Annotated in this window: 8 protein-coding genes; 2 read left to right on the forward strand and 6 right to left on the reverse strand. The window is 62.8% G+C overall.

What is annotated here, in order from left to right:
- Positions 1-33: 33 nt before the first annotated feature.
- Both ABIB99_RS37560 and ABIB99_RS37565 read right to left on the reverse strand, forming a co-directional pair.
- Complete coding sequence (locus ABIB99_RS37560) at positions 34-1812, reverse strand: caspase family protein (protein WP_354180673.1); 1779 nt, start codon at positions 1810-1812, stop codon at positions 34-36.
- A 57-nt stretch (positions 1813-1869) separates the two neighbouring features.
- On the reverse strand, positions 1870-3594 hold the full coding sequence (locus tag ABIB99_RS37565; RefSeq protein ID WP_354180675.1) for an NHL repeat-containing protein: 1725 nt from the start codon (positions 3592-3594) through the stop codon (positions 1870-1872).
- 157 nt (positions 3595-3751) lie between these two features.
- On the opposite strand from ABIB99_RS37565, the gene ABIB99_RS37570 reads away from it, so the two are divergent.
- Both ABIB99_RS37570 and ABIB99_RS37575 read left to right on the forward strand, forming a co-directional pair.
- Positions 3752-4033: a hypothetical protein gene (locus ABIB99_RS37570; protein ID WP_166343409.1), complete on the forward strand. Its 282-nt coding sequence runs from the start codon at positions 3752-3754 to the stop codon at positions 4031-4033.
- Between the two features lie 98 nt (positions 4034-4131).
- Complete coding sequence (locus tag ABIB99_RS37575; RefSeq protein WP_354180770.1) at positions 4132-5115, forward strand: DUF4424 domain-containing protein; 984 nt, start codon at positions 4132-4134, stop codon at positions 5113-5115.
- Between the two features lie 9 nt (positions 5116-5124).
- On the opposite strand, the gene ABIB99_RS37580 is transcribed toward ABIB99_RS37575, so the two are convergent.
- From ABIB99_RS37580 to tssM, 4 genes are read right to left on the reverse strand one after another with little or no spacing between them, the layout of a single operon-like run.
- A complete protein-coding gene (locus tag ABIB99_RS37580) occupies positions 5125-6933 on the reverse strand; it encodes a serine/threonine-protein kinase (protein ID WP_354180678.1) in 1809 nt (602 codons plus the stop codon).
- On the reverse strand, positions 6930-7706 hold the full coding sequence (locus ABIB99_RS37585; protein ID WP_354180680.1) for a PP2C family protein-serine/threonine phosphatase: 777 nt from the start codon (positions 7704-7706) through the stop codon (positions 6930-6932). The genes ABIB99_RS37580 and ABIB99_RS37585 overlap by 4 nt, the downstream gene beginning before the upstream one ends.
- Before the next feature lie 6 nt (positions 7707-7712).
- On the reverse strand, positions 7713-8414 hold the full coding sequence (gene tagF, locus ABIB99_RS37590; protein WP_354116447.1) for a type VI secretion system-associated protein TagF: 702 nt from the start codon (positions 8412-8414) through the stop codon (positions 7713-7715).
- Positions 8411-11953 carry a type VI secretion system membrane subunit TssM gene (gene tssM, locus ABIB99_RS37595; protein ID WP_354180682.1) on the reverse strand — a complete coding sequence of 1181 codons (3543 nt, stop codon included), beginning with the start codon at positions 11951-11953 and terminating at the stop codon, positions 8411-8413. The genes tagF and tssM overlap by 4 nt, the downstream gene beginning before the upstream one ends.
- Positions 11954-11975: the final 22 nt, after the last annotated feature.

The following is an 11975-nucleotide window of genomic DNA, read 5'->3' on the forward strand; positions in this document are numbered from 1 at the left end:
CTGCGATGACGGCATGGCCTGCTCCCCTAAGCGTCAGGGAGCACTGAAGAAGCCGATCGAGGCGATTCGCGCGTCTGCGGGCAAGTAACGCTCGAGACTCTTGATCACTTGCCCCGAGGCGCGACGCCGGTTGAACTGCATCAGGGCCGTCTCAAGATCTACCATGCGTTGCTGCGAGGTCACCGCAACAATCTGTTCCGCACCGAACGGCTCGCCGACCCTGAGCGGTAGGCGCAAACTCGCCGAGCGGGCCAGCGCCGCATCAGAACCCACCGGATACAACAATTGGATGGTGCCATCGCCAGACACATTGAACAGCAGCACCGCCCTTGACGCCACATCAGACAGGTCAACTTCGACAGTCTGACCAGCACGCTGTTGGCGATCGTCTGGCCAGATGCGCATGATCTGCGGCGACCGGGTCGCAATGCGTTTCAGTTCACGAATTGCCGCTGTCCGATCGACTACCGTCGGCAAGTTTGCAACGTCGATCCCGTAGGCGACCACGTCGCCCCACGCGATCACGTCGTGCGACACGGGATCCCAGATCAGGTCGGGATTGTCCGTCGGTTGAACCGCCTGCACGGGAACATCCTTTGGCTTCACGCTTACAAAATAGCTTGTCTTGCCGTCGAGCGCCGCCAGCCGGATTGGTGCAGCGAGGCGGAGAGGCCCCGGCGCGTCGCCGGTCGGAAGTTCCTTGGTCGCCGCCGCGGCAAGGGTCGGAATGGTTGGTGCCTTGGCCGTGACAGACGGCGGCGCGGGCGCCTGTCCCTCGATGGCCCCGGATCCGGCCGGCCCAGAGGCCGCTCTCGCGGCCGGCCCCTGAATCAGCACGACACCGCGCGTCAATTCGAAGGCGACGTCGGTATCCGGCGTCTGAGGCGGCGATGATATGGTCACGATGTTCTGGCGCTGGTCCGAGAGCTGATAGACCACCTGTCGAACATTGCTGAAGAGCTCCTTGAGCGTCACCTTCCCATCGTGATTGATGTCTGCGCTCCCCTCCACCGCCCGCGCGATCGCATAGCTGAGAGCCCCGCGCAGGCCATCGATGCCAGGGATGCGGACTTCCGGCGCCTTGGTGTAGCGGTCCACCGCAGCCAGGAACGCCGTGTGGTCAAGATCGAGTTCTGACTTCGGATCGTTGCTGTCCGACACCGGCTTCAGTTCGTCGACCAGCAACGTGTAGCGCGGAACCTGCCGGAAGCTCATCTCAGCGGCACGCGGATCGATATCGCGCACCATACCGCCACCGTGGCAGGTATCAGCCACGAAGATCACCCTCGCCCCGCGCAGCTCGAACTGCCGGATGAAATGGTTGAACTCACTGCCTAGAACACGTTCAACCGACCCGGTTGGCGTAGTTTCAAAGCCTGGCAGCAAGAACACGTTTTCCATTCCGTCCGGCTCCGAGCCCTTGACGCGCTCCGGTTCCTGGGTGCCATGACCGGCGATCGACAGAAAGATGAGGTCGTTGCTCTTGGTCCGCTCCACCAGTGCACTGATCTCGCGCAGGACGCTTGCCCTGTCGGCCTGGGCGTTCGTCAGTACGACGACGTCGCCAACCCCCATGCCTTTCAAGCTGGTCACGATGTCAGTGGCGTCAGCGACCGCGCCCTTCAATTTCCGCACGTGCTGATAATCATCGATCCCGATCACGAGCGCGCGCACCGCCGCCCCGTCCGGATTGCTGATCGACAGTCCTCCTGCCGCATATGCGTGAGGGGTTATCAGCCCGATCAACGCAGCGAGCCCGATGGTGGCGCATAGCCGCCTGATCCCGCAATCAAATCCTCTGGGCATCCGCATCGTGATCCACCTCGACATCATGCCTACCCATTTTGTAGCTCTGGCGACACACCGGGTTCAGCGCCTTTTGCTTGCCGTTTTGCGGCCCGCCGGCGATTGTTCGGTCTCCTGATAGGCGCTCGCTGAAACTGCCGTCTGATCGTCCGCGAAGGCTCGAAAGCGGACCGGAACGTAGCCGCGCGAAAGCAGGCTCGCCAACGGGTAGACGTTGCGGCAGACGCGGCCGTTGCAGCCGCCGGTCGAGGATTCCATCACCTCGGCCTTGCGATCAGGCGTGAACCGCAGGAACAACATCACGTGCGAGCCCGGCTTGTTCAGCGCATCGCCCGGCCTCAGGTCCCAGGGATTTGCCACCGGGGCTGCGATCGCGGGGATAGCGGCAGTCGTGTAGTGGACGGACAGCCCCCACGCGGCGCTGACGAAGGCCGAACAGTCGACGCCAGCCACATCCGGCCGTGGCGCATTGCGAGTGCACACATTGCCAGCCAGCGTTCCGCTCTCGATCCGCTGCCGGAAGTTCGCGAGCGAACCGTGGCAGCCCCAGCAATAGGGTACGCCGCGGACCTCCTGATTCACCTTTCCCTGCAGATACCACGGCCGACGAACACGGCTGAAGCCGCTGCATTGGCTGTCGGGATCGTTGCCGTAATTCGCCTGCGTCAGCTTCCACTGGATGCCCTCGAACGCAAACGCTGTCTCGATCGCCTGCTGGCGATTGGACGGTCTCACGGCGGCCGACGCGTCGAATTTGACGCCGGATTGCGGTGCCGGCGCGGCTGCCGTTCGCGACGGCCGCACGTCGATAATCGAAGCGTTGGTCAGAGGCCTGAAGCCCACGCCGACCACTTCAATACCGTCCGGTTTGGTCCGCAGGAAATAGACATCGCCATCGCCCGAAACCGTGACGAACCGCCGGGTCAGCGGCGTGTTTTCCAAAGGAAGCTCGTAGATTCCTTCGAGACGCCCGTTCGCGGCATAGCGTGCGACGAACGTGGAGGCATTCTTTCCCGACGGCGGAACGTCCTCCGCCAGCACATAGAAGCGGTCACTGTTGTCAATCTCGAGAAACTCTACCGTGCCGAGCTGGTTGCGCACCCGCAGGCCGAGCTGGCCGATCGTCTCGTTGGTGACCATGGTCTGGATTTCGACCCGTACGCTGGCATTGCCCTTGTCCGGAATGATATCGGCGATCACCGAGCCCTTGCTTCGAGTAGCAACATATTGCCGGTCGGGCTGCCGCGTCGTCTTGATGATGGCCGCGCGGGTGTTCTGGTCGAGCAAGTCGGTGGCGCTGCCTGGCGCCTGTGATCCCATCTGGGCAAAAGCCGAGACGGCGACCTGGTCGTCCGCGCCACGGCTCGAGACCTCTTCAAGCTGGATCACATCACCACCGAGGCCGCGCGTGGATTGCCCCGGCGCCGCCTTCAGCGTCCGTACGCCGCCGTCCCAAACCATGATGTCGTCGTTGTGGACGACGAGATCCGTCGGCTGGACGTCTTTCGGCATGTTGAGGACGTCAGGATCTGAGCTCGGCTGTTTCGGATCAAACTGGAGGATGCGACCGTTGATCTGATCGAGCACAAACAGGTTGCCCTGCCCGTCGGCGCTGAGTGCTTGCGGTCCCGCGAGTTCCACGTCCTCGCTGGCCGGGACGATGCCGACCATGGAAGCAGCCGAACCGCCGGCAAAGCTGCGTACGACAGTATCGTCGGCGTACGCCTTGGTTCCAAGCATGCCAGCGCCAACGATGAAGACCCAGATCCAATGATTTGGACGAAGCATGTTCGCCTCAATGTACCCCGAACCGATCGCCGCGTCGGATCGACTAATCCGAGATGCCGTTGATGCGGCGCGTCAATTAGTGGTGAGCAATCTCAATCACGTTCAATCTATCACTGGACGGTGATAGTCCGAATGTCTTCAGCTTGCGGTGCAAAACATGGCCCGGAATAGATTTGAGCAGGTGAGCGAAGTCCAGCCCGACGCGATCACGCTTGTCCTGAAACGCGACAATGACGGCATCTCCGGATCGATCGTGCTGCCGGCCGCCGCGAGCGGGGGACGGCTGACCACCGACCAGGTCAGCGCGCAGTTGCCGGCTCAGGATGCTTTTCGCGGCGCGATCCGGCTGGCAAACGACGTAAAGCTCGCGCTCGTAGTGTGCGATCCAGACGGGGTCTGGAAGTCCGAGTGGGGCGATCTTTATCAGCCGATCGAATGACCCGCATCGGATGGAACCAGCATATGCTGCGACGCCGCATCGAGACGAGCTTGCCGAACGGACCCTCCCCCCGACCATCGTTCTGGATACGGGCCTTGATGGTCGCGCTGCTGGTTGCGACGGGCTGGCCGGCACGCGCCAACGACTCGGCGGCGGAATTGTCGATCGGCGGGCTCCAGTTCGTACGCACCAATGACGTGGCCATGGAGAGCGAGAACCTTCGTATCGCGCTCGACAGGATTAGCGTTCGCTACCAATTCGCCAACGTCACCGCCAAGCCGGTCACGCTTACCGTTGCCTTCCCGCTGCCCAACATCGACCTGTCGGAGGCTGAGAACATCGCACTGCCGTCAAATGATCCGATCAACTTCGTCGACTTCGAGACCAAGGTCGATGGCAGCCCGGCGCCGCTGACCGTCGATCAGCGCGCCATGGTCGGCAACAGGGATGTCAGTGCCCTGCTCCACGAACTCAAATTGCCGCTGCTGCCGATTGGTAGCCGCGAGATCCGGGTGAACGACCTGCCCGAGGCGACCCGGGCCCGGCTCGTGGACGACGGACTTCTGATACCTGCGGGAATGAGCGACAACGGTCGGCAGCAATATGCGCCGGGTTGGGTTATCAAGACCTCGGCTGTGCGCCAGCAGGTGTTTCCGCCCATGCGCACCGTCTTGGTCGAACACCAGTACCGGCCGAGCGTCGGCTCCAGTCCCGACACCATCCTGCGCTCAAGCCTGCGCCGCAGCGGCGCACTCGCTCAGGAAGTCGCCCGTTACCGGAAAGAATACTGCGTCCAGGATACGTTCCTCGCCGAACTCGACAAGCGCGCGGGCAGTAACCAGACCAACAGCGCGAAGCTGCAGGAGCGGCGCATATCGTATGTGCTCAAGACCGGCGCGAATTGGGCCGGGCCGATCCGCTCATTCAAACTGACTATCGACCCAGGCGGCAGCGACCGTTTGGTGAGCTTCTGTCCCGGGCGGCTAAAGGCATCGTCTGCTACTGGAAACATGCTTGAATATACGGCAAGCGACTTCAAGCCGGATGCCGACCTGAAAATCCTGGTGATCGGAACATTCTGAGCGTGCCGGTCAATTGGTGAGCAGCACGTAGCGCGCGGCCGCGATGACGGTCACCTTGTTGCGCTGAGCCTCGCTTAGCGCCTGCAGAAAGAACGTGTCGGCAGCCATCGGTCGCGGCTGGCGCAATGAGTCCAGAACCTGCGGAACCGCCACGACCAACAGCAATTGCGGACCGCTCGCGCGCGCTGTCGGGAGCGTAAACGAAAGTGAGTCGATGCCCGGCTTCAGAAGGTAAGAGAGGCTCTGGACTTCGCCGCGATCCGACACCATGAGCAGCTCCACCACGCGGTTGGCAAAGTTCTCAATGGTCCCATTGAGGGTTTCGCCGCCCTTCAGCTCTGTCGCTGACAGGGTGATGCGTGGCATTCGCGCCTGATCGCTCCCGACCTGACTCAAGAACTTGACGGCTGGGCATTGCGCCTGGGTCACTTGCCTGACGCCGACCGAGGCTTCGAAACCCTGCTCACGCCGAAACGCTTTGTCGAAGGTTTCGAATGGGGCGGTCGAGGTACCGAACCCTTCGATGACAGCCGCATTTGGGCTCACAGCAATCGGCAAGACAAAGAAGCAGTCACCGCCAGAATATTGGGCCACGTATTTGCGGATGCGCTCAGCTCGCCCCGGCCCATCGAGCGCCGGAGACGGCGTTGCCGTCGGCTGCGCGGACAACTTCTCTGTCTCCTGGCGTCCGGACTGTGGTCCAGCGGGCTCGACCTTCGGCGGCACCATTGTTCCAGCGAGTTTCGGAGGTGGCGGCAAGACCGCGGTACCGGGCGCTGACCAGACCAGCTTGTAGAAGGCATATCCGCTACCGCCGACCAGCAGCAACAATGCCGCCACGCCCGCCCCCAGCCAGAGGCCGCGCGCGCTCCGCGCGGTCGACGGCATCCTGTCCTGCGACGCCGGCGCCGCGCTTTCCGGCCGCCGTAGCGGATCGAAGCCATATAACGGCGCGGCCGGTGTCTGGGCCGAACCGGTTGGCGTCCAGCTGGCGACCTCCCCCATGGTCGGGCGCAATGCCGGATCAGGCTGCAGCATCCGCTCCAGCAAAGGCCGGATTCGCATATCAACAGCACCGAGATCGGGCACACGCCGGCGCTTCTCCACCAGTTGAAACTGGCTGCCGCCCATGTCGAGTTTCTGTCCGGTCAGCGCATGGAACAGCACAAGACCGAAGCTGTAGACATCGGATTTCGCAGTCACGTCATTGCCGTACAACCCAACCTGTTCCGGCGATGCGTAATTGTCCTTGCCGGCGAAGCCCGAGCCGATGATGGTCTTGTCACCCATCTGGGTCGACCGCGCGATGCCGAAGTCGATGATCTTGGCCCGCCTGACGTCGTCGAGCGGAACGATGATGTTGTCCGGAGAAACGTCACGATGGATGATGCCGTGCTCATGGGCGGCCTCCAGTCCCGATGCGACGCGCTGCATCAGCCTGGTCAGCGCCTCGAAGGTCAACGGCCCATCATCGAGCATGTTCGAGAGCGAGCGGCCATTCACGAATTCCATCGCGAGATAAGGTCGCTGCAGCGCCGGCTCCACGGTAAACAGGAAGTAGCGAACGATCGCGTCATGCGGAAGATTGTGGAGTGCCGCGGCCTCTCGACGGAACAGCGCGAGCGCCGCCTCGTTGTCAACCATGTCGGGCAGCAGCATCTTCACCGCAACAGGCGATCCAGTCTGGATCTCGCGGCATTTGTAGACCTCACCCATGCCGCCCGCGCCGATCACCGCTTCGATCTCGTAAATGCCGTTGAGACGCGTGCCGGGCGGCACGCCGTGATAGGACGATCGGAACGCATCGTTCGGGGTCATGGTTGCGGCTCCCGATTGAGCGGAGATCTTGTCGCCTCCTGAGATCGTGGCGTCAGCAGTCGCACGATCACAATCGTCACGTTGTCAAGCCCGCCACGATCAAGAGCCAGCGCGAGCATGTCATCGCAAGCCGCCTGGGCGCGTCGCGTAGCCGCGTGCTGCAGGATCTCGTCGTCCTGCACGTGCCTGGTCAGGCCATCGCTGCAGATCACGAAGATATCTTCCGGCTCGGCCGGGCCTGTCACCACCTCAAATTCCGGATCATCGGCGACACCGACGGCACGAGTAATGGCATTGCTCGGCCAATCATTCACGTCTTCGCGCGAAAGCGCACCTTCGGCGATCAGTTCCTCCAGTTCGCTGTGATCATGCGACACTTGGCTAATTGCGCCACGACTGATCAGGTAGACCCGGCTGTCACCCGCCCATATGCAGGCATAGTAGCTATCGCGAACGAGCAGAACCGCCGCTGTGGTCCCGACGGTGGCCCCCTGTCGTTCATGACTTAGCGCCAGTATCTGCTGGTTTGCGCTGAACAGCCGTTCCTCGCATTCCGCCAGCAGGTCTGCGGCTGATTCTGGCGTGCCGATCGCGTCAAGCGACTGCACGACAATGCGACTGGCGAGATCGCCGGCCTCGTGACCACCCATACCGTCGGCGACCGCCCAAAGGCCGACGTCGGTTCGTACCAAACATGAATCCTCGTTCCGCTCCCGCACCCGTCCGGGATGGGTGACGCTACCAACATCGAACAAGGATGGAATATGTACCATCGCGTGTCATCCATTCCCGGATGCCGCGTGGCCGAGATCACCGGTCAGCAGCGTGATGTAGTGAAACGGATCTGGTAGTCCGCGGCAACTCAGCGCCATTGGTGGAAAGCCTTCCCCTCCGGCGGTCCACCAGAAGCTAGCCGCGGCGTAGACCTGTGGGTTGGCGGCGCAAAGTGCTGCAAACGACCCCGCGAAGGCGTCGACCGCCGAAGCCCTTCCCATTGCCGCAGTACCAAGCGACGTGATCGGCGGATCGCCGGCGATGGTCTCCTGCAGTCGTGGCACCGCAAGCCGATCCAATGCATCGGAGATCTGCTCGAAGGTTGCGGCCCGATCCAGGGTCGAAAGCATGAACGCTTCCACTTGCCCGAACCATTCGTCCTGCGGATCAATGCTCGGCGGCGGCAGCGAGACGGCCTCGCCGGTCACCGCATGCAGGGTCAAGGGATAGTATCGCCCCACCCCGTCGAGCGAGGGCATGATCGCACCCGCCACTGTCGTGCCGCAGATCGCGGCGCCGAGCCAAAACCGCCAGACCGGAGCGGTCAGAAAGGCCTGCTGCCATCCTGGGCCAAGCTGGTGGCGACTTGCTGACAGCGCGGCCTGTACCCACGGCTCCCAGGCTTCAAGGAAGCTGCGCGGGGTCGCGATCGCGATGAAATCGCGCTTGGCGCCGATCTTGCCGAATAGCCCGCAACGCATGGTCATATCCCGGTCGGGCAACGAAACTCGCGCAGCACTGACAGGTTCAGCGGGTTGCGCAACGACCCAGTCGAAATTTGATAGTTGAGCTCGCGCCCCGCGACGATGAAAGTCGCGCTGGCCGTTTCCGCTTTCACAACCAACGAGCCCGCCTCCAGCATCCGAAATAGCGACCAGGGACCAATGCGCTCAAGCACGGATGGCGCGCCGGTGTCGTTACTAACTGAAATTGCCGTTCGCGGCGCTGGGCCCGGCCATAGGACGGTCGTTGGCGAGTTGCTCTGTGGCGGTGGTGGTGGCGGTGGCGTCGGTTGCGGACCGCCGAACAAGGACGACGTGGCCGGTCCGGGAATGGTTGGGCTCGCAATCGTGGTGCCGCCGATCTCGGTCTTAACGGTCACGCCTGGCCCCGGTGCCCCAGGAGGCCGGATCGCGAAAGAAACGGCGGGCACACCGCCGCCCGTCTGGAAGAACGCATCCCGGATATAGGCCGCATTCTGGAATTGTTTGAGCGTGTCGGGCGAGAACGACCGACCAACGGGGCTCTCCTTGCGCCAAGCCCAGTCCGACCGCGACGTGTCGGCATAAGGTGCCAGGTACTGGGTGAAGAACTTGTCCATAACGCCATTCGGACTGAACAATTTGGCAAAATCCGCCAGCGGGACTTCCTGGCCGCTGCTGCGGACAAACGGGTAGCGGTTGGTCACGGTCTGTTGGCAGACCGGCGTGACCTGATCGCGCAACGTTTGCAGGATTTGCCCGGCGGTTGAAGCCGCGATGCTGCCTTCGAACTCCGCGGCTGCTGCGCGCAGCATGTCGGAGAACGGCGGCGGCATGCGCGAGGCATTGTTGCGGAGCGCTGCGACCTGGGTCTGAAGCGCAGCCGTGGCCTGTGCTGTCAGTTGGGGATTCTCGACGATCAACGTCAGGTTCTGCGCGATGTCGTTCAGGTTCGCGACGGTCGAGTCGATCGGCCGGCGGGTGCTCTCGCCCTCGAGCGCCGCGTGGTAAGGTTTGAACTGCGCCTCGATCGTCGCGCCAGGCGGTCCATCCTGGGCATTCGTGAAGAGTGCCGGCGCCGGTGCGGCAGCTGGCGCCGAAGCGTTTGCCGGCTTCGCCCGTTCCTTGGTCAGCACAGTCTCGTCGCGCACCGATTCCAGAATTTGCCGCATCGGCGAGGTCGGCGCCGAAAGCGCCCGCAGCACCTCGTATTTCGGCTTGTCGGCGAGCAGCTTCTTCAGGCGCAGGCTCCCGAGCGCCGTTCGCCAGGTCGTCACGAAATCGTTGGAATAGATGTTGAGCAGATCACCGGCCAGATTGTCGTACTGCTGGTCGATGGCCGACTGCTGGCCTGCATCACCCAAAACCCATCGCTCCCGCTTCATCCGCTCAGACAATCCGGACAGCCGGGCGACGAACTTCTGATGGAAGCCGTTATACGTGAAGAACTCAGGTACCCGCACCACGTCCAAAGGCTGCCCCGTCGTGGTTTCGAACACGACACCCATGTCGGGTCCGCCATGGCGGCTAGCGATCCAGTCGCCAGCGGTCGATGCGCGAGCCTCCGATTTCAGAAACTCGTAGGCACGTTGCGACACGCTCAGGCGCGCCAAGGAGCTCTGGGCCTGCTTGATCAACCGGCCGTCGAGTTCGACCAGCGGCGGCTGCTCGGTCTCGAGGTCGAACATTGCCACGAGGTTCTCGTCGAGCAGACGCCGCCCTTCCGCGTTGGTGGCGCCAGGATAGAGGTTGTCCGCCCAGTCACGTTGCATCCAGGAGCGGATCAGCTCGCGGTCCGGCGACTGCAGGCCGCCGACCATCAGATAGACCTTGAGCGCCTCGTAGACGAAGGCAGGTTCGTTGATGCGCGCATTGAGCTGCTCCTCGAGGCGATACAGCAGGCGCGGCCGGAACATGCGCTCAAGCGCCGTATGATAGGCCGCCTTCGAGGGCGACAGCAGCCGGGCGTGCTGACTGAGCCCGTAGCGGGCCGACAGAGGCACCGACTCGCCGCGCGATCCGTAGCCTGCCGGGGCGTTACGCAGCCGGTAGAGTAGCGGCAGCACCTTGTCGAGATCATGATCGGCAATCAGCGTCTGCTTGATAAGTGGTGCGCCGGCAGCCGCATACTCGCTATCCGCCTGCAGGCTTTGCTCGATCAAATCGGAGTTCCGCTTGTAGCTCATCAGCCAGGCTGCGATCAGTCCGATCGAGACCAGGCCGATCAACGACAGGGCCGCGGTTTTCAGGATCAGCGCGCGGCGCACCGCGGCACGGTCGGTCGAGACCCAGTCGGCCTCGCCGATGATGACCTTGGAAATCAGATCGGCGAGGAAGAAGCTCTTGCCCGTGCCCGAATAGGATCCGGAACCGACCTCCTCAGCGCCGAACGTACGTGCCAGCGACCCGATCAATTGGTCGATCGGTGTGCCCTGCTGCGTACCCGAGGTGAAGTAGAAACCGCGCAGGTTCGCGTTCAAATGATAGCGCGTCGGCTCGAAGATCTGGTTGAGGAAGTCGTGGATCTGGGGCTTGAGCCGCGCCATCTGTGCCGGAAAGCCGAACAATTGCACGCGGTGCTGGGGCGTCGGCTCGTCCTGCAGACGGTCCAGCGTCTCCTCGCTCAGGCGCTCCAGCAGACGGTCGAACTCGACCGGGATCTGCCCCACCAGATTCTGGGTCTTGTCTGCGGTCTGGAACGTGGCACCCCAGACTTGGCGGCGGCCGGCCTCGCCGAGATAGGCGAAATACTCGGTGAAGCCGGCAACGAGATCGGCTTTGGTAAATAGCGCGTAGACCGGGAAGCTGACCTTGAGCCTCTGATGCAACTCGAGCAGGCGCATCCTGATGGCATCGGCGTGAAGTGCGAGTTCCTGCTTCGGCAGCGTCAGGATGTCTTCGATACTGATGGCGACAAGGACGCCGTTGATCGGCTGGCGCGACCGGCTTTTCTTCAGGATGTCCAGGAACGCCAGCCAGCTGTCCTTGTCGGCCTTGCTGTTGGAGTCCTGGGTCGTGTAGCGGCCGGCGGTATCGATCAGCACCGCCTCCTCGGTAAACCACCAATCGCAGTAGCGCGTACCGCCGACCCCCGCGATCGCTGCGGGCGTCGCCCCGCGCGCGAGCGGAAATTTGAGCCCGGAATTGACCAGCGCCGTGGTCTTGCCGGCGCCGGGCGGACCGATGATGACGTACCACGGCAGATCGTAGAGATAGCCCGACTTGTTGCCGCTGGCGGTCTTCAGCGTCGCGAGCGCATCCTTCATGCGCTCCTTGAGCACCGGTTCATCGCTGACAGGCTGGTCCGCACCAGCGATGCCATCGGCAATCTCCTTGGCACCCTTGCGCCGCTTGAACAGATTGAGGCCAACGATGCCTGCCACGACCGTGGTGAGCAGCAGGATAGCGATCTGCCGGACGATATGGTTCTCCAGCGGCCGCCAGTCGCCGAACGCGATGAAGGGACCGGCGAGATAGATCACCGCTCCGAGCGAGCTGAGCCCTACTCCGTAGAGAACGATGCGAAGAATGTCCTTGGCAAGCATCTAACCGTACCTGTCGCAAACC

The sequence above is a fragment of the Bradyrhizobium sp. LA6.1 genome, assembly GCF_040547805.1.
GTDB lineage: Bacteria > Pseudomonadota > Alphaproteobacteria > Rhizobiales > Xanthobacteraceae > Bradyrhizobium > Bradyrhizobium barranii.